Below are 18,501 nucleotides of genomic sequence, written 5' to 3' on the forward strand. Positions count from 1 at the left end.
GCCGGGGTAACCGGGCCTTAAACAGCGACCGCTAGCGTCTCGGCGGGGCGGGCTGACCGGGCGTTTGCGTATGGCGTGGGGAAAGAAAAAGGGTGGGCGGAAGGAGCCGTTGTTCGGCTTGCCTGCTGCACTCGCCGATCTGCGCCTGACCGCCGCCGACCGCATCCCCAACGCGGTCGAGGACAAGCCGAAGAAATCGACGAAATCGACCAAATCATCCGCCAAGCGCAAGAGCGACGATGCCGGCGACGAGCCGCCGCGTGAGCGCAAGGCGCCGGCCGGCCGCAGCGGCGCCAAGCGGCGCGCGAAATCCGGCGGGTTCGGCCTCGGCCGCCTGGTCTATTGGGGCGCGGTGCTGAGCCTGTGGGGCGTGATCGCTGTCATCGGCGTCGTGATCTATGTCGGCGCCCATCTGCCGCCGATCCAGTCGCTGGAAATTCCCAAGCGCCCGCCGACGATCCAGATCGTGGGCATCGACGGCAGCGTGCTGGCGCAGCGCGGCGAAATGGCCGGCGCCAATATCGCGCTGAAGGATTTGCCGCCGTATTTGCCGAAGGCGTTCATCGCCATCGAGGACCGCCGCTTCTATTCGCATTTCGGCATCGACCCCGTCGGCATCCTGCGCGCCCTCGTCACCAACGTCATGCATCGTGGCGTGTCGCAGGGCGGCTCGACGCTGTCGCAGCAGCTCGCGAAAAACCTGTTCCTGACCCAGGAGCGCACCATGCAGCGCAAGCTGCAGGAGGCGGAGCTGGCGATCTGGCTCGAGCGCAAGCATTCCAAGGACGAGATCCTGGAGCTCTATCTCAACCGCGTCTATTTCGGCTCCGGCGCCTACGGCGTCGAAGCCGCCGCGCAGAAATATTTCGGCAAGTCGGCGAAGAATGTCACCATCGCCGAGGCCGCGATGCTCGCCGGCCTCGTCAAATCGCCCTCGCGCCTTGCGCCGAACCGCAACCCCGAAGGCGCCGAAGCGCGCGCGCAGATCGTGCTCGCGGCGATGGCGGATGCAAAATTCATCACCGATGCGCAGGCGCAGGCCTCGATCGGCCATCCCTCCTACAATGTGAAGCCGGTCGGCGCCGGCACGATCAATTACGTCGCGGACTGGATCGGCGAGGTGCTGGACGACCTGGTCGGCCAGATCGACGAGAGCATCAAGGTCGAGACCACGATCGATCCCAAGCTGCAGGGCGTGGCGGAAGCCGCCATCATCGACGAGCTCGCCGCCAAGAGCGTGAAATTCAATGTCAGCCAGGGCGCGCTGGTCGCGATGACGCCCGATGGCGCGGTGCGCGCCATGGTCGGCGGGCGGAACTATTCCGAGAGCCAGTACAATCGCGCGGTCACAGCCAGGCGCCAGCCGGGCTCCTCGTTCAAGCCGTTCGTGTATCTCACGGCGCTGGAGCAGGGCCTGACGCCGGACACGATGCGCCAGGACGCGCCGATCGAAGTCAAGGGCTGGAAGCCGGAGAATTACACCCACGAATATTTTGGTGCGGTGACGCTGACGCAAGCCCTGGCGATGTCGCTCAACACCGTCGCCATCCGCCTCGGCCTCGAGGTCGGACCGAAGAACGTGGTGCGTACCGCGCACCGGCTCGGCATCTCCTCCAAGCTCGAGCCCAATGCCTCGATCGCGCTCGGCACGTCGGAAGTCTCGGTGGTCGAGCTGGTCGGCGCCTATGCGCCCTTCGCCAATGGCGGCTTCGCGGTGGCGCCGCATGTGGTGACGCGGATCAGGACTCTCAGCGGCAAGCTGCTCTACATGCGCCAGACGGACGAGCACACCCAAATCATCGACCCCCGCATGGTCGGGATGATGAACACGATGATGCGGGAGACGCTGATATCGGGCACCGCCAAGAAGGCGGAGATCCCGGGCTGGCCGGCGGCCGGCAAGACCGGTACCAGCCAGGATTACCGCGACGCCTGGTTCATCGGCTACACCGCCAACCTCGTCACTGGCGTGTGGCTCGGCAATGACGACAACTCGCCGACCAAGAAGGCGACCGGCGGCGGCCTGCCGGTGGAAGTCTGGTCGCGCTTCATGAAGACCGCGCACGAGGGCGTGCCGGTGGCAAACCTGCCGAGCTCGCCAGGCGGCTGGGGCCTGTCGAACCTTGCGCAGGCAGCCTCGCAGGTGTCGCCGCCGACGGCACCCGCGCCCGCACCGGCTGCGGTGAACAATGGCGGTTATCGTCCGCCACCGCCGACGCGCGCCAATGTGCGGCCGGAGCCTGCCGCGGGACTCGATGGCTGGCTGATGGACCGGCTGTTTGGCGGCAACCGCTAGGTTCTGCTTGAGGTCGAAGATGGCCTCAGAACAAAAACTGCGAAAACAACCCCATGCACAGTAGCCGGGCATAACGAAATCAACGGCTTGCGCAGGCAGTCCAGACGCCTGAAGCACGCGGCCGCGCATCAGCTCCGCCGCTGCGGCAAGTCCTGCCTATCGCGGCAAGATCAACCGAGGTGAGCCGCTCCCTGACAGCAAAAACACCAGTCTCTTCAAGCGCACGCCACCGGCCCGGAATTTGCTCTCATAAGTTGAGCAAGTGGGAAGGAGCGTTCGGTGATGTCAGGTGTGTCCGGCGCGGCGTTGCCCTATCTGCGGCCCGCATCGGCGTCCGCTTCACATGCGGCATCGGGTCTTCAACCGGTGGCACCGGATGACACCGACGCTGCCGCCAGCAGCTTTCGGATTGACGTCTCGCAGGTGAAGCTATTGTCGGGCGCCAAGCCGATCTCGGTGGCGGATAATCCTGTCCTGCATGACCTCATGGCCACGAACTGGCTGATGACTCACGGCGCGAACGCGGCGCAATCGACCGTCTCGGACGATGCGCCGGAGAATACATACGCAGAGGTCAAGGTTGACGGTCAGGTGGTCGCCACGCTCTACAACGGCGGATCCTCGACAATGACCAATGCGGCGGCGGCAAAGATCGGCAAGCTCGAGGATCCCCCGGGTTTGGGCGGACCGGACCTCGCGCAATGGCGGGCCGACCAATACGCCGCGCGGCTTGGCGGCACCGTCGAGAAGGCGCCCACCGCCCTCACGCAATCGCAGTGGACGCCGCGCGAAAGCAGCTCCACGACCTACAGCCGCGAGCAGCTCGACGCGGCGTTCCAGGCGATGCTGGCCGAGGGTCAGAAAGCAAGTGCGCAGCAGCACGCGTCCTATCTGGCGTCACGCACGCAGGCGGGGACGAGTGCGAATTTCAGTGCGTGAGCAGAGCTTGATGCCGCCACAGCCTCCGCTGTCATTCCCCGCGCAGGCGGGGAATCCAGTACGCCGCAGCGTCTCGGTTCAATAACAGCCGTCTCGGAATACTGGATCGCCCGGTCAAGCCGGGCGATGACACCTTTCAAGACATCAGCAGTGCGGCTTGATCCTCAGCCCGCGCTAATCCTCGACGCCGTACCGGTGCAGATCGTTGCCGTAGGTGTCGAGCCACTTCTTGGCACGCTCCATCGAGGGACACACCTTGCCGCAGACGCGCCAGAACCGTGCCGAGTGGTTCATCTCGACGAGATGCGCCACTTCATGCGCGGCGAGGTAGTCGAGCACGAAGGGCGGCGCGAGGATCAGGCGCCAGGAGAACGACAGCGAGCCGGCCGAGGTGCAGGAGCCCCAGCGGCTGGACTGATCGCGGATCGAGAGGCGCTTGACCTTGACCCCAAGCTCGGCGGCGTAAGTTTCCGCCGAACGCTGCAGATCGCGGCGCGCCTCGCGCTTGAGGAAGTCGCTGACGCGACGATCGACATGATCGAGCCCGCCGGCGACGCAGAGGATGCGTTCACCGCTATCGCGCACTTCCGTCCACACCGTGCCGCGCGTGCCGGCGCGATGAACGATGCGATGCGGCGTGCCGCGCAGCGGTATCACCGTGCCCGGCTGGAACGGCGCAGCCTTCGGCAGGCGACCGAGACGCGCGGCGATCCACGCACCGTGTCGCTGCGCGAAGTCTTTCGCTTCGGCCAAGGTGCCGCGCGGCGGCATGGTGAGGATGGCTTCGCGATCACTCGGATGGATTCTGAGTGTGTAGCGACGCGCGCGGCGATGCCGGCGCAGTCGGATGGCAAAATATTGCGATCCGTGGGTGATCAGGAGGGTCTTCGGCTCGTGGGGCCGCCGATAGAGGAGAGCGCGAGTGGCCATGTCTGTCAGTCCGGGGGGCAGGAGGGCGCCCGGATTCTGCCATAACCGCCGCCATGGGAAGCGCTCGGCGCAAAAACAAATCATTTGCCCAATATACAGCGGTCGGACGTCCGGGAGACCCTACAGACTGGCGTTGGAACCGGGTTTTTTCGCCCTCTCTGAATGCATGCGGCGCCCCCAAGAGGTGAGTACCGACTCACTCCTATAGGGCTACCTAATTACCGCGAATCTGGCGGGAACTTGGGCCCGCCGGGGCTTCCGGACGGACCTGATTTTTCGACGGGAAAGCCGAAAACGAAGCTTATTCGGCCGCGCGCGCCTGCAATGAGCTCGGATTCGCTGCGGAGACCATGAAGTCATGAATCCGCGGCACGATTTCCGACTTGAAGCGCGAGCCGTTGAACACGCCGTAATGTCCAACGCCCTTCTGGACGTAATGAACGCGGCGATGATCGGGGATCGAGCTGCACAATGTGTGCGTTGCTTCGGTCTGACCGAGACCGGAGATGTCGTCGTTCTCGCCTTCCACCGTCATCAGCGCAACGCGCGTGACCTTGGAGGGATCGACGCGTGTTCCGCGATGGGTCATCTCGCCCTTCGGCAGCGAGTGCTTCACGAACACGGTGTCGACGGTCTGGAGGTAATACTCGGCGGACAGGTCCATCACCGCGAGGTATTCGTCGTAGAACTCGCGATGCTTGTCGACGAGGTCACCGTCGCCCTTCACCAGATTGGCGAAGAGCTGCTTGTGGGCGTCCATGTGCCGATCGAGGTTCATGCTGATGAACCCGTTGAGCTGCAGGAAGCCCGGATAGACGTCGCGCATCATGCCCGGATGCGGAAACGGCACCTTGGTGATGACGTGGTTGCGGAACCAGTCGATGCCGCGCTCCTGCGCGAGGTTGTTCACCCCGGTCGGATTGCGACGGGTGTCGATGGGGCCGCCCATCAGCGTCATCGAGGTCGGCACGAAGGGATCGCGCCGCGCTTCCATGATCGAAACCGCTGCGACGACGGGCACGGAGGGCTGGCACACCGCCATGACATGGGTGTTGCCGCCGAGCACGTGCAGCATCTCGATGACGTAATCGATGTAATCGTCGAGATCGAAGCGGCCGTCGCTGAGCGGCACCATGCGGGCGTCGGCCCAATCGGTGATGTAGACCTCATGAGCGGGCAGGAAGGCCTCGACCGTGCCACGCAGCAGCGTCGCGTAATGGCCGGACATCGGCGCCACGATCAGCACGCGCGGCTGCGGGCTGCGCAGCGGGCGAGCGAACTTGCGATCGAAATAGAGCAGCCGGCAGAACGGCTTTTCCCAGACCGAGCGAACCTCGACGGGGACGCGGATGCCGTTGACCTCGGTATCGTCCAAGCCCCATTCCGGCTTGCCGTAGCGGCGCGTGGTGCGCTCGAACAATTCGCAGGCCGCGGCGACCGACTTGCCGACCTCGGTGCGCGTCCAGGGATTGAGCGGATTTTGAAACAGCAGCTTGGTTGCGTCGGTGACGGCCCGTGCCGGATTGAGAGCGGCGTGCGCCATCTCGTACATCCAGTACATCGGCGTCGTCAGTACCGGACTGCCTTCAGCCGCCAGGGGCGGCGCGCCGCCAAACTCACCAATGGGCATCGCTATATTCCTCTTCGCATCGCAGCATACTGCCGAATGCGTAATATTGCGTCAATGCATGGTTCCGTACATCTACGTGGCCGAAACCGCCAAACCTGTCCAAATCCACGAGAAAGTGACGCTACTCGCCTCCGGACAGCAGCGAGCCGTGCCGCTTGGCGCTGCGCAGAAGGGCAAGGAATGCCCCAAAAGATGCAACCAGAAGCACCGCATTGATGGCCAGCGCATCCAGCATCAGGTCGCTGCGGAAGGTGTTCTCGATCAGCAGCGCGCGCATGCCCTCGAACACGTAAGTCGGCGGCAGCGTCCAGGCGGCGTATTGCAGCCAACCCGGCAGCACGCTGACGGGATAATAGATGCAGGCAAGCGGCATGATCGCAAACATCAGGGTCCAGACGATGCTCTCGGCGCCGAGGCCGTTTCGCAGCACCAGGCCCGAGACGAAGATGCCGACGGACCAACTCGTGAAGATCAGATTGCAGAAGAAGGCGATCAGCGGCAGGCCGAGCGCGTAGACGTTGAAGTGAAACAGGAACAGCGCCAGCAGCGTCATCGGGATGACGCCGATCGCGAGCCGGATCAGGCTCATCACCATCAATGACAGCAGAAACTCGATCGGCTTGAGCGGGCTCATCATGAGGTTGCCGAGATTGCGCGCCCACATCTCCTCCAGAAACGAGATGGAGAAGCCGAGCTGGCCGCGAAACAGGATGTCCCAGAGGATGACGGCGCCGATCAGCGTGCCGCCGGCGCGCGCGAAGAAGCTGGCATTCTCGGCGATGTAGTACTGGATGAAGCCCCAGGTGATGACCTGAAGCGCGGGCCAATACAGCAGTTCGAGCAGCCGCGGCCATGACGACAGCAGCAGGTACCAATAGCGCAGGATCATCGCGCCGATGCGATGGACGGAAATGCCGGTGTGGAGGGAGGTGTCGGTCATGGCTGCACTTAGCCCGGATGGTGACTGTCATCCCGGGACGCGACATAGTCGCGGGCCCGGGATCCATAACCACAGGATTGAATTTGACGAAGACTCGGGGTTACCCGTCTCGCCTCACAGTTGTCGCCTGTGGTTATGGATTCCGGGCTCGCGCTCCGCGCGCCCCGGAATGACGGGACTCTATTCAGGGTTCTACAATTCCCCCTCACCTCACCGCCTCCTTCGCGCCATTCACCCGGCCGCGCGCGACGTCCAGGAAAACCTCCTCCAGCGTGGTGCGGTTGTAGCGGGCCATGATCGCCTTGGGCGTGTCGTCGTCCTCGATGCGGCCGCGCTTCATGATGATGACGCGGTCGCAGAGCCGCTCGACTTCGAGCATGTTGTGCGAAGCCAGAAGGATGGTGGCGTTGCGATCCCTGCGGTAGCGCTCCAGATGCGCCCGCACCCAGTCGGCCGTGTCGGGGTCGAGCGAGGCGGTCGGCTCGTCCAGCAGCAACAATTCGGGCTGGTTGATCAGCGCCTTGGCCAGTGCGACGCGGGTCTTCTGGCCGGCGGACAGCTTGCCGTTGGCGCGGTCGATGAATTCGGTGAGGTCGAGATCATCCGCGAGCACGGCGATCCGTTCCGACAAATTCTTCACCGCATAGAGCTTGCCGAACACGGTGAGGTTTTGCCGCACCGTGAGCCGCATCGGCATGTCGACATAGGGGCTCTCGAAATTCATCCGCCCCAGCACGGAAGCGCTCTGCTCGGGCATGCGATGGCCGAGGACCTCGACGCGGCCGGAGGTCGGCAGCACCAGGCCCATGATCATCGCGATCGTCGTGGTCTTGCCGGCGCCGTTGCCGCCCAGAAGCCCGGTGATGCTGCCGCGCGGCAGGACAAAGGAGATATCGTCGACGGCGCGGGTCTGCTTGTAGACCTTGACGAGGTGATCGACCGCGATCGCCGCGGGCAAGCTGCGCTCCGCGACAGTCGGCCGACTTGAAGCCTCGTCATTCTCGGTCATGCTGGTCGTTCTTCTGCTATTGCGGCAGGGAGCGCAAGGCTTGTAATCCGGTGGTTCCGCGAGCCCAGCGTTTGTGAGCTTAGAAGGCACCGCCCCATTGGCCGAGATGACCGAAATTGCTGCTTCCGACTTCCGCCCCGCGCAGCGGCATATCCGCCTGGATACGATCCTGCGGCTGCGCTGGCTTGCGGTGCTGGGCCAGCTCGCGGCGATCTTCATCGTGGCGCAGGGGCTGGAATTCAACGTCGAGATCGTCCCCTGCGTCAGCATCATCGCCTTGTCGGCGGCCCTGAACCTGGCGCTCCAGACCGCGGCCAATCCGATGCACCGGCTGGAGCCGATGCAGGCGGCCGGCCTGCTCGCGCTGAACATCGTGGAACTGGCCGGCCTGCTGTATTTCACCGGGGGCTTGCAGAACCCGTTCTCGTTCCTGTTTCTTGCGCCGGTGCTGATCTCAGCGACCGCGCTGCCGGCGCGCTTCACCTTCGGCCTCGGCGTGCTCGCCGTGGCCTGCGCCTCGGTGCTGTTCTTCTTCCATCTGCCGCTACCGTGGGATTCCGACGATCCCTTGGTGCTGCCGCCGATCTATCTCGTCGGCGTCTGGCTCTCCATTGTGCTCGCGATCGGCGTCACCAGTCTCTACTCGTTCCAGGTCACCGAGGAGGCGCGCAAGCTCGCGGACGCGCTGGCCGCGACCGAGCTGGTGCTGACGCGCGAGCAGCATCTGACCCAGCTCGACGGCCTTGCCGCGGCCGCCGCCCATGAGCTCGGCACACCGCTCGCCACGATCTTCCTGATCTCGCGCGAGCTGGAAAAGACGGTGAAGGACGCCAGTTTTGCCGCCGACCTGAAGACGCTGCGCGAGCAGACCCAGCGTTGCCGCGACATCCTGAGCAAGATCACCCAGCTCTCCACCGACGCGCCGTTCGACCGCATGAAGCTGTCGGAGCTGATCGAGGAGGTGGTGGCCCCGCACCGCGATTTCGGCGTCGAGATCAAGGTGCGGATCGCGGTGGCCGTGGTGTCCGAGCCGGTGGGGTCGCGCAATCCGGCGATCCTCTACGGCGTCGGCAACATCGTCGAGAACGCGGTCGATTTCGCCCATACCACCGTCGAGGTGAACGCATGGTGGAACAAGGACACGATCGAGCTCGTGATCTCCGACGACGGGCTCGGCATTCCCCCCGACATCCTGAACCGGATCGGCGAGCCCTATTTGTCGCGGCGGCGCACCCAGGATGAGGGCGGGGGCGAACGACGCGGCCTCGGCCTCGGCGTGTTCATCGCGCGCACCTTGCTGGAGCGCACCGGCGCCAAGGTATCGTTTACCAACCGGACCTTTCCGGAACACGGTGCCGTGGTCCAGATCACGTGGCTGAGAGAGCGTTTTGAGGCTATCGAGAGCCTCGAAGAAACAATAGGATAGGCCGCGACCTTGCGTCGCACAACGGGCCCGATCGACCATTGGCGGCCTTGGCACCGCCCGATTGCGAGGCCATATGTAGATGAGCAGGAGAGAGGAAAAACCTTGAACGCCATCGCCGAACTGAACGAACAGACCGACCGCTCGCTTCTCATCGTGGAAGACGACAAGCCGTTTCTGGAGCGGCTGTCGCGCGCCATGGAGACGCGTGGCTTCGCGGTGACGTCATGCGACACCGTCTCGGACGGTCTTGCGCAGATCGGCAAGGCTGCGCCTGCATTCGCGGTCGTCGACCTGCGGCTCGGCGACGGCAACGGCCTCGACGTCGTCTCTGCACTGAAGAAGAAGCGCCCCGACGCGCGCGCGATCGTGCTGACCGGCTATGGCAACATCGCCACCGCCGTCACCGCGGTGAAGATGGGCGCGATCGATTATCTGTCGAAGCCCGCGGATGCCGACGACGTCGTCGCCGCACTGCTCTCGACCAGCGCGGAAAAGTCCGAGCTGCCGGCGAACCCGATGTCGGCCGACCGCGTCCGCTGGGAGCACATCCAGCGCATTTACGAAATGTGCAACCGCAACGTCTCGGAGACGGCAAGGCGGCTCAACATGCACCGGCGTACCCTGCAGCGCATTTTGGCGAAGCGCGCGCCGCGGTAAATTTTCGTACCCGTCAATCTATCACCGTCACCCTGAGGTGGCCGCCTCTTCGGCGGCCCTCGAAGGGCGACGGCCGGGCTACATCTGGGCCTTACATCCTTCGAGGCTCGCTACGCGAGCACCTCAGGATGACGGAGCGACAGGTCGCGTGGGAAAGCGGTCTCGTAGGATGGGTAGAGCGCAGCGAAACCCATCTTCTGCGTTGCGCGCACCAAAGGTGATGGGTTTCGCTGCGCTCTACCCATCCTACACAATCATTCCCAAAACTCCGCATGCCCTTGCGGATCGACTAGGCGGTTGATGCGCAGCGCCGCTGCCATGCCGAACCGCACCGTCATCTGCTTGCGGGTGGCGGCGGCGAGCTTGTGCTCGGGCGCCTCGCATTGCATGTGCGCGCCATAGGCATCGGCGACGATCAGGCCGGTCTCCGCAGGAAAGATCTCGCACGGCAGGTCCTGCGTGAAGGCGAAGAACAGTCGGTCGCAATGGGCGCGGTACTCGTGCCATTTCTGGTCGGCGCGCAGATCCTCCACCGACGATTTGATCTCGACGATCCAGATCTCGCCGCGCTCGTTCAGCGCGACCAGATCCGCGCGCCGGCCCGAGGGCAGCGGCAATTCGCTGATGCAGGAGAAGCCGAGCGAGCGCAGCAGCCGAGAGGTGCCGCGCGCGATCGCGAGTGCCGTCTCGGATTGACGGCGGTCAGGCGGCGGAACGAGCGCGATGTTGCGGGCGGGGCTATCCATGGAGGGAGGATAGCCGATTCCGTCAGGAGCGACACTCTCTCCATTCGTCATTCCGGGGCGCGCGCAGCGCGAGCCGGGAATCCATAACCACAGGAAGAGGTTGTAGAGCGAAGCGGCAATTCCGGATCTTCGCAAAACTGCTTCCTGTGGCTATGGGTCCCGGGCTCGCGCTTTGCGCGCCCCGGGACGACAGCGAGAACGCGGAACCTCGCCTCCCTCACGCACTTATCACGCAGCCGCCATACCCGGGCGGAACCCTCGAGGCGGCCACGCATGATCGACGATCTCTGGTACAAGAATGGCGTGATCTATTGCCTGTCCGTCGGCAGCTACATGGACGCCAACGGCGACGGTATCGGCGACTTCAAGGGCCTGCTGCGCCGGCTCGACTATCTCCACGGTCTCGGCATCACCACGATCTGGCTGATGCCGTTCCAGACATCTCCGGGCCGCGACGACGGCTACGACATCGCCGATTATTACAGCGTCGATCCCCGCTACGGCACGCTCGGCGATTTCGTCGAATTCACCCATGGCTGCAAGCAGCGCGGGATCCGGATCATCATCGACCTCGTCGTCAACCACACCTCCGACCAGCATCCATGGTTCAAGGAAGCGCGGCGCGACAAGAGCTCGCCGTATCGCGATTGGTATGTGTGGTCCGACAAGAAGCCGGCCGGCGCCAACAAGGGCATGGTGTTTCCCGGCGTGCAGAAATCGACCTGGACGCGCGACAAGGAGGCCGGCGCCTATTACTTCCATCGCTTCTACGATTTCCAGCCCGATCTCAACACGTCGAACCCGCACGTGCAGGCGGAAATTCTCAAGATCATGGGCTTCTGGATTCAGCTCGGCGTCTCCGGCTTCCGGATGGACGCCGTGCCCTTCGTGATCGCGACCAAGGGCGCCAAGGTGAAGAAGCCGGTCGAGCAATACGACATGCTGCGCGCGTTCCGCGAATTCCTGCAATGGCGGCAGGGCGACGCCATCATCCTCGCCGAAGCCAATGTGCTGCCGGAAACCGACATGGAGTATTTCGGCAAGGATGCCGACCGCATGCACATGATGTTCAACTTCCACGTCAACCAGCATCTGTTCTATGCGCTGGCCTCCGCCGATTCGCGCCCGCTGGCAAAAGCGCTGAAGGCGACCAAGCCGCGGCCGGCCTCGGCGCAATGGGGGCTGTTCCTGCGCAATCACGACGAGCTCGATCTCGGACGGCTGACCAAGCCGCAGCGCGATGCCGTGTTCAAATCGTTCGGCCCCGACAAGGACATGCAGCTCTACGACCGCGGCATCCGCCGGCGGCTGGCGCCGATGCTGGGCGGCGACCGCAGGCGGCTGGAGCTCGCCTACAGCCTGCTATGCACGCTGCCGGGGACGCCCGTGATCCGCTACGGCGACGAGATCGCGATGGGCGACGACCTCTCGCTGCCCGAACGCAATTGCGCGCGCACGCCGATGCAATGGTCGACCGAGCCGCATGGCGGCTTCACCAAGAGCGACAAGCCCGCCTGCCCTGTGATCGACAAGGGCCCGTACGGCTATCCGCACCTCAATGTCGCCAAGCAGCGGCGCGATCCCAACTCGATGCTGAACTGGACCGAACGCATCGTCCGCATGCGGAAAGAGGTGCCGGAGATCGGCTGGGGCGATTTCGCCATCATTGCGACGCGCGATCCCGCCGTGTTCATCATGCGCTACGACTGGCGCAACAATTCGGTGCTGTTCGTGCACAATCTCGACGAGACGCCGCGGGAGACGGCGTTCTCGGTCGGGCTGCCGGGCGAAGCCGGCGCGCATCTGATCAATCTGCTCGCCGAGGACCACAGCCACGCCGACAAGCGCGGCCAGCACCGCGTGGTGCTGGAGCCCTACGGCTATCGCTGGTACCGCGTCGGCGGGCTGGATTATTTGTTGAAGCGGGGTGATATCGACGGGGATACGAAGGGGAATAGGCATCCGGGGTGAGATTGAGGCTCCGCCGCTTCAGCAATCGTCATTGCGAGCGCAGCGAAGCAATCCAGACTGCCGCCTGGGAAGGATCCTGGATTGCTTCGTCGCGAGGGCTCCTCGCAATGACGCGGAAAGAGCGTCGGCCATTTCGTGACACCTAGGGCGGCGGCGCCACGATCACCCCCTCATTGCCGCGCAGATCGAGCACGCCTTCGATCTCCTCTCCCTCGCGATCCTGGAACGTCGACAGCAAAATCGTGCTGCCGAACCTTATCGCGCTCGTCGTCACCGCGATCGGCTCGGGGCCGAGATTGAGCGCGACGATCACCGCCTTGCCCTCTGCCTCGCGGCGATAGATCAGGAGATCGCCTTGCGCCGCGATCGGGTGATAATCGCCTGCGATCAGCTGTGGGCAGCTCTTTCGCAAATTGATCAGGCGCTTGTAGAGATTGAGGATCGAGCGCGCATCGGCTTCGAGATTGACGACGTTGTCGCGCACATAGTGCTCCGGCAGCGGCAGCCACGGCCGCGCCCTGGAGAAGCCGGCGAATGCGGATCCATCCCATTGCATCGGCGTGCGGCAGCCGTCGCGGCCGACGCCGATACCGGGCACGTTCTTCTCGAAGGGATCGCGGACATCCTCCGGCGCGATGGCGACCTGATGCATCCCGATCTCGTCGCCGTAATAGAGCGTCGGCGTGCCGCGCAACGTCAGCAGCAGCATGGCGGCGACGCGCGCCTGCTCGGGCCCGACGCGGCTCGCCACGCGCGGCCGGTCGTGATTGCCGAGCACCCAATTCGGCCACGCGCCGCGCGGCAGCGCCTTCTCGTAATCCTCGACGATCTTCTCGATCGAGCGCGCGCTCCAGAACGTCGAGAGCAGCGCGAAGTTGAACGGCATCTGCGCGCCGGTGAGGTCGTTGCCGTAATAGGCCATGAGACGATGCAGCGGCAGATAGATCTCGCCGATCAGCACGCGCGCGGAGTAGGCGTCGGTGACGCGCCGCATCTCGGCGATGACGTCGTGCACCTCGGCCTGGTCAGTGGAATATTGCGTCAGAATCTTCTCGTTCGGCGGCCGGCCCTCGACATAATGCGGGTTCGGCGGATTGTCGCGGAATTCGGCGTCCTTGATCAGGTGCCAGATCACGTCGACGCGAAAGCCGTCGACGCCTTTCTCCAGCCAGAACCGCATCACGTCGTAGATGGCGTTGCGGACATCCGGGTTGCGCCAGTTCAGGTCCGGCTGCTGGGCGAGAAAGGCGTGATAGTAATATTGTCCCGTGGTCTCATCGAGCTGCCAGGCGCTGCCGCCGAACTCGGACAACCAGTTGTTCGGCGCGCCGCCGTCGGGCGCCGGATCGCGCCAGATGTACCAGTCGCGTTTGGGATTGTCGCGCGAAGCGCGGCTCTCGACGAACCAGGGATGCTGGTCGGAGGTGTGGTTCGGCACGAGATCGAGGATCAGCTTCAGGCCGCTGTCATGGACGGCCGCGATCAGCGCGTCGAAATCGTCCATCGTGCCGAACAGCGGCTCGATGCCGGTGTAGTCGGAGATGTCGTAACCGAAATCGGCCATGGGCGAGGGAAAGATCGGCGACAGCCAGATCGCGTCGACGCCGAGCGATTTGACGTAAGGCAGCCGCCGCAAAATGCCCGCGAGGTCGCCGACGCCGTCACCGTCCGAATCCTGAAACGAGCGCGGGTAGATCTGATAGAAAATGCCGTCGCGCCACCAGTTACTGCTTTGAGCCAAGATCGTCCCCCGAATGCGCTTCGCGCGGACAGCAACGCGGAAGCGCGACAAGGGTTCACGCAAAAGTTCCGCCGGGAGGCCGGGGCGACGGCCGAACGTAAAACTGGATATGGCGGCCGTGGCGGTGAAAGCGGCGCGGGAGCCTGTATCGTGCGGGTTTCGCCGCAATTTAGCGCCAGTCCGGCCGTTGTTCCGGCTTCAGGCCACCGCGATGCCAGTGGAACCTCGGTTCCGAGGGACGAAACCACTGGAGGGACCCATGAGGTCACGCATCACACTGTGCTCGCTCGCCTTCGCACTCGCCGGCCTGCCGCTCGCGGCAGGACTGTCTCCCGCTTACGCCAGGCCGGCCGTCGAGGTCGCCTTCGTGCTCGATACCACGGGCTCGATGGCGCGGCTGATCGAGGGCGCCAAGCGCAAGATCTGGTCGATCGCCACCACGATCGTCGATTCCAATCCGGACGCCGACATCCGCATGGGTCTCGTCGCCTATCGCGACATCGGCGACGATTACGTGACGTCGAAGATCGAGCTGACCCGCGACATCCAGGATCTCTATGCCAACCTCCTGGAGCTGAAGGCCCGCGGCGGCGGCGACTGGCCGGAAAGCGTCAACGAGGCGCTCGACGTTGCCGTCAACAAGCTGCAATGGACGCAAGGAAGCGACGTCAGGCACATCGTCTTCCTGGTCGGCGACGCGCCGCCGCACATGGACTATGCGCAGGACACGAAATATCCGACCACGCTGGCGGTCGCGAGGCAGAAAGACATCATCGTCAATGCCGTGCTCGCCGGCGATGCCCGCGACACCGAGCGGGTCTGGCGTGACATCGCCCAGACCAGCCAAGGCCGCTTCATTCCGATCCCGCAGGACGGCGGGCAGGTCGTGGTGATCGAAACGCCTTTCGACCAGGACATCATCATCCTGCAGCAGCAGCTCAACGAAACCGTGATCCCCTATGGCCCGCGCGAGCGTCAGCGGCACACCGAGATGAAGATGCGCCAGACCGCCAGCATCGCGGCGGCCGCGCCTTCGAGCGCTTCCGACATGGCGAGCTACATCAACAAGCGATCAGCCGCGACCGCCGAAGCCGTCACCGGCGGCGGCGATCTCGTCGCCGATGCGGCCAAGGGCACGACCAGCGTCGCCGCGGTCAAGGATTCCGACCTGCCCGACAATTTGCGCGCCATGAAACCCGAGCAGCGCGAGGCCGAAGTTGCCAAGCAGGTCGGGCAGCGCAAGAGCTTGAACGAGAAGCTCACCGCACTGGTCGTCAAGCGCGACAAATACATCGCCGAGCGGGCGGCGAAATCGCCCAAGACCTCGTCCTTCGACGGCGTCGTCCAGGAGACGTTGAAAGCGCAGCTCAAGCGGTAAGCGCGGCGCCCCGGGGAACGGTCGTTCCCCGGGGTCCCCTCCCGCGCCCTCGCCCGAATCTTTTGCTTGGCGGCATGGCAAAAATCGGCATTGTGGCGCCATGACCGAGCAAAATGACGCCCAAGACTCTTCGCAATCCAAGGCAGGAGCGATCATCGTCCCCGTGACGCTGTTCGAGCAGAACTGCACCATCATCTGGAGCGAGCCTTCCAAGAAGGCCGTGGTGATCGATCCCGGCGGGGACGTGCCGAAGATCCTCGACGCAATCAAGCAGACCGGCGTCACCGTCGAGAAGATCTGGCTGACACACGGCCACATCGACCATGTCGGCGGCGCCGCCGATCTGCGCGATGCGCTCAAAGTGCCGATCGAGGGGCCGCACGAAGCCGACAAGTTCCTGCTCGACAACGTGGTCGAGAGCGGCGCACGCTTCGGCATGACCGGCGTGCGTAATTTCGCGCCCGACCGCTGGCTCAACGAGGGCGACACCGTCTCGATCGGCGACCTCGAATTCGACATCTATCACTGCCCCGGCCACTCCCCTGGCAGCGTCGTGTTCTTCAACAAGGAGTTGCGGTTCGCCCATGTCGGCGACGTCTTGTTCGCGGGCTCGGTCGGACGCACCGATCTGCCCGGCGGCAGTCACGCGACGCTGATCAACTCGATCCTGACGAAGCTGTTGCCGCTCGGCGACGACGTCGGCTTCATTTGCGGCCACGGCGCCGGCTCGAGCATCGGCCAGGAGCGGATGACCAATCCGTTCATTACGGGCGAGATGTAGCTTTCATTCCGCGGCGTCCACGAGCGCCGCGGACTCGCTCAAATTGCGTTCGCCCCACTCACGTATCGCCGCGACCACGGGTACAAAACTCTTTCCCTTCCGCGTCAGGCGATACTCGACCTTCGGCGGCACCTCGCCGAAATCCTTGCGGTCGATCAGGCCGCTCACCGTCAGTGCCTTCAGCTCACGGCTAAGGACGCGCGGCGTGATCTCCGCGCTTCCGCTCGCACCGCGGAGCAGGCCGCTCCGGATCTCACCGTAACGGCGCGGACCGCCCCTCAAGTCCCAGACGATGCGCAGCTTGTACTTACCGCTGATCATCTTCTGAAAGGCCGCAACCGGACAGCTGCGCGCCGGCATCGCCTTTACCATGTCGTCTCCTCCATGCGCATCGAACTGGCAAGGATAGGAGCGACGTCGAAAAAGTCCATACTATCAATTTTGTCCATACTTGCAGGATCGCTCGCAAGCCGCAGATGATGACGCACATGACGAACAGGGAGCGTCACATGAAGCACTTCATGATCCGATACGAATTCAAGAATGGCACGACGGACGCCTGGCATCAGGAGGTCGGCCGCTTCATCAAGGCGATCGACAGCGATCCCGAGCTGAAAGGGCGGATCGGCTATCGCGTCCTGAAGAATCGCGATGACGGCCACTACTTCCATCTTGCCAGCGTCGCCGACGAGGACGCGCAGAAGGCACTGCAGTCGCGCGACTTCTTCAAGCACTATTCGGCGATGACGCGGCAAGTCTCCGGCGGCGAGGTGACGGCAACGCCGATCGAGTGGATCGACGCGACGGCGTAGCGGCAATCTCGCCGTCGTCCCTGCGAACGCAGGGACGACAGCGGGGCTACTTCATCAACCCCGCCGCGGTCAGCGCGCGGGTGATGATCTGGCCCAGATCGAAGCTGCGAGCCTCTTGCTTCGACTCGGAGGGCTGTTCGGCGACCGCCGCGCGGATCGAACGGGCGAGATGCGGCGCGGGCGAGAGCCCTGGCTTGGCCGCCGGCTTCGTCGGGGGCCCGGCTTCCGCCTTTGCGGCGTCCGCAATCCAGTCGGTGAGGCCGAAGAATTTCGCGATGTGGTAGGACGAGGAGATGCCGGCCTCGATCAGGAAGGCGCCTTCGACGCCGTAGCGCTGATCGTTGTCGGCAAGCCCGAGCGGCGTGCCGTGAGCCATGTCGGTGATGGCGTAGGATTCGACCAGCGTAGCGCCGTCCTTGCCCCACCAGGCCTGGCGCGGATAGCCATCGACGATGGTCTCAGCCATCGGCGCATCCGGCAGATCGTGCAGATCGAGCCACTGCTTGACGATCTCGTTGGCGTTGCCGGGATTGACGGTGCGGTCGGCGCTGCCGTGCCAGACCGAGATCTTCGGCCAGGGACCGCGATGGTCCGAGGCGTTGCGGACGAGATCGCCGAGCTCGCGCGCCGGACGCACGGGAGAATGAAACATGCCGTCGAGCGCCTCGCGCAAATTCGAGGCGATACCGTAGGGCAGTCCCGCGATGACAGCGCCGGCGGCGAAGACTTCCGGATAGGTCGCGAGCATCACCGACGTCATGCCGCCGCCGGCGGACAAGCCGGTGATGAAGATGCGCCTGGGATCGATGCGATGCGCCCCGACCATGTGCGCGATCATCTCGCGGATCGACTGCGCCTCGCCGCCGCCGCGCGCCGTGTCTTCGGGACTGAACCAGTTGAAGCAGGTGTTGCCGTTGTTGATGCGCTGCTGCTCGGGCATCAGCAGCGCGAAGCCATAATGCTCGGCCAGCGTCGACCAACCCGCGCCGAGATCGTAAGCCGCCGCCGTCTGGCCGCAGCCATGCAGCACGACGACGAGCGCACGCGGCTTCTGCAATTGCGCCGGCACGAATGCGAACATGCGCAAGGCACCGGGGTTGCCGCCGAAGCCGGTGACCTCCTGCAACGGACTGGGCGCATCCGCGCTACGGCCGAACTCGGCAAAGCGCAGACCGTCCAGCCTTGGCAGGCGTCTCAGCAGATCGACATTTTTGGCTAACGACACGGCAAATTCCTGGTGGGCGA

At 64.3% G+C, this 18,501-nt stretch carries 16 protein-coding genes; 8 read left to right on the forward strand and 8 right to left on the reverse strand.

Annotated elements, in window-relative coordinates; genetic code table 11:
- Window positions 1-70: 70 nt before the first annotated feature.
- Together QRQ56_RS12780 and QRQ56_RS12785 are read left to right on the forward strand one after the other, a co-directional pair.
- Entirely contained in the window at window positions 71-2,296 is a 2,226-nt protein-coding gene (locus tag QRQ56_RS12780; RefSeq protein WP_438740407.1) for a transglycosylase domain-containing protein, read from the forward strand.
- Between the two features lie 282 nt (window positions 2,297-2,578).
- The gene (locus QRQ56_RS12785; protein ID WP_438740409.1) at window positions 2,579-3,235 is read left to right on the forward strand and encodes a hypothetical protein; all 657 of its coding nucleotides are present in this window, start codon (window positions 2,579-2,581) and stop codon (window positions 3,233-3,235) included.
- A gap of 174 nt (window positions 3,236-3,409) precedes the next feature.
- Here the strand turns inward: QRQ56_RS12785 and QRQ56_RS12790 are convergent, their stop codons facing one another.
- The 4 genes from QRQ56_RS12790 to QRQ56_RS12805 form a co-directional block, all read right to left on the reverse strand.
- A complete protein-coding gene (locus tag QRQ56_RS12790; protein WP_438740411.1) occupies window positions 3,410-4,249 on the reverse strand; it encodes a M48 family metallopeptidase in 840 nt (279 codons plus the stop codon).
- A gap of 217 nt (window positions 4,250-4,466) precedes the next feature.
- Entirely contained in the window at window positions 4,467-5,795 is a 1,329-nt protein-coding gene (locus QRQ56_RS12795; protein ID WP_438740412.1) for a polyhydroxyalkanoate depolymerase, read from the reverse strand.
- A gap of 121 nt (window positions 5,796-5,916) precedes the next feature.
- Window positions 5,917-6,735 (reverse strand): ABC transporter permease, encoded by an 819-nt coding sequence (locus QRQ56_RS12800; protein ID WP_438740414.1) that lies wholly within the window; start codon window positions 6,733-6,735, stop codon window positions 5,917-5,919.
- Window positions 6,736-6,940: 205 nt separating this feature from the next.
- Window positions 6,941-7,744 (reverse strand): ABC transporter ATP-binding protein, encoded by an 804-nt coding sequence (locus QRQ56_RS12805; RefSeq protein WP_438740416.1) that lies wholly within the window; start codon window positions 7,742-7,744, stop codon window positions 6,941-6,943.
- Window positions 7,745-7,850: 106 nt separating this feature from the next.
- On the opposite strand from QRQ56_RS12805, the gene QRQ56_RS12810 reads away from it, so the two are divergent.
- Together QRQ56_RS12810 and QRQ56_RS12815 are read left to right on the forward strand one after the other, a co-directional pair.
- Window positions 7,851-9,170 carry an ActS/PrrB/RegB family redox-sensitive histidine kinase gene (locus QRQ56_RS12810; protein WP_438740418.1) on the forward strand — a complete coding sequence of 440 codons (1,320 nt, stop codon included), beginning with the start codon at window positions 7,851-7,853 and terminating at the stop codon, window positions 9,168-9,170.
- 102 nt (window positions 9,171-9,272) lie between these two features.
- The gene (locus QRQ56_RS12815; RefSeq protein ID WP_097661536.1) at window positions 9,273-9,827 is read left to right on the forward strand and encodes an ActR/PrrA/RegA family redox response regulator transcription factor; all 555 of its coding nucleotides are present in this window, start codon (window positions 9,273-9,275) and stop codon (window positions 9,825-9,827) included.
- Between the two features lie 254 nt (window positions 9,828-10,081).
- On the opposite strand, the gene QRQ56_RS12820 is transcribed toward QRQ56_RS12815, so the two are convergent.
- Window positions 10,082-10,573 (reverse strand): MmcB family DNA repair protein, encoded by a 492-nt coding sequence (locus QRQ56_RS12820; protein WP_097661535.1) that lies wholly within the window; start codon window positions 10,571-10,573, stop codon window positions 10,082-10,084.
- Between the two features lie 273 nt (window positions 10,574-10,846).
- On the opposite strand from QRQ56_RS12820, the gene QRQ56_RS12825 reads away from it, so the two are divergent.
- The gene (locus QRQ56_RS12825) at window positions 10,847-12,544 is read left to right on the forward strand and encodes an alpha-amylase family protein (RefSeq protein WP_438740420.1); all 1,698 of its coding nucleotides are present in this window, start codon (window positions 10,847-10,849) and stop codon (window positions 12,542-12,544) included.
- 142 nt (window positions 12,545-12,686) lie between these two features.
- Here the strand turns inward: QRQ56_RS12825 and QRQ56_RS12830 are convergent, their stop codons facing one another.
- Window positions 12,687-14,285, reverse strand: a complete 1,599-nt coding sequence (locus QRQ56_RS12830; protein ID WP_438740421.1) for an alpha-amylase family glycosyl hydrolase — start codon at window positions 14,283-14,285, stop codon at window positions 12,687-12,689.
- Window positions 14,286-14,544: 259 nt separating this feature from the next.
- On the opposite strand from QRQ56_RS12830, the gene QRQ56_RS12835 reads away from it, so the two are divergent.
- A complete protein-coding gene (locus QRQ56_RS12835) occupies window positions 14,545-15,663 on the forward strand; it encodes a vWA domain-containing protein (RefSeq protein WP_438740423.1) in 1,119 nt (372 codons plus the stop codon).
- A 100-nt stretch (window positions 15,664-15,763) separates the two neighbouring features.
- The gene (locus QRQ56_RS12840; RefSeq protein ID WP_438740424.1) at window positions 15,764-16,444 is read left to right on the forward strand and encodes an MBL fold metallo-hydrolase; all 681 of its coding nucleotides are present in this window, start codon (window positions 15,764-15,766) and stop codon (window positions 16,442-16,444) included.
- Between the two features lie 3 nt (window positions 16,445-16,447).
- Here the strand turns inward: QRQ56_RS12840 and QRQ56_RS12845 are convergent, their stop codons facing one another.
- Window positions 16,448-16,816 carry a winged helix-turn-helix transcriptional regulator gene (locus QRQ56_RS12845; RefSeq protein WP_438740426.1) on the reverse strand — a complete coding sequence of 123 codons (369 nt, stop codon included), beginning with the start codon at window positions 16,814-16,816 and terminating at the stop codon, window positions 16,448-16,450.
- A 137-nt stretch (window positions 16,817-16,953) separates the two neighbouring features.
- Between QRQ56_RS12845 and QRQ56_RS12850 the strand changes: the two genes are divergently transcribed.
- Window positions 16,954-17,256, forward strand: coding sequence for a hypothetical protein (locus tag QRQ56_RS12850; protein WP_438740428.1), 303 nt, complete (start codon window positions 16,954-16,956; stop codon window positions 17,254-17,256).
- 46 nt (window positions 17,257-17,302) lie between these two features.
- Here QRQ56_RS12850 and QRQ56_RS12855 read toward each other — a convergent pair whose 3' ends face one another.
- Window positions 17,303-18,481, reverse strand: a complete 1,179-nt coding sequence (locus QRQ56_RS12855; protein ID WP_438740430.1) for an extracellular catalytic domain type 1 short-chain-length polyhydroxyalkanoate depolymerase — start codon at window positions 18,479-18,481, stop codon at window positions 17,303-17,305.
- Between the last annotated feature and the right edge of the window lie 20 nt (window positions 18,482-18,501).

It is taken from the genome of Bradyrhizobium sp. U531, from assembly GCF_051710265.1.
Taxonomy (GTDB): domain Bacteria; phylum Pseudomonadota; class Alphaproteobacteria; order Rhizobiales; family Xanthobacteraceae; genus Bradyrhizobium.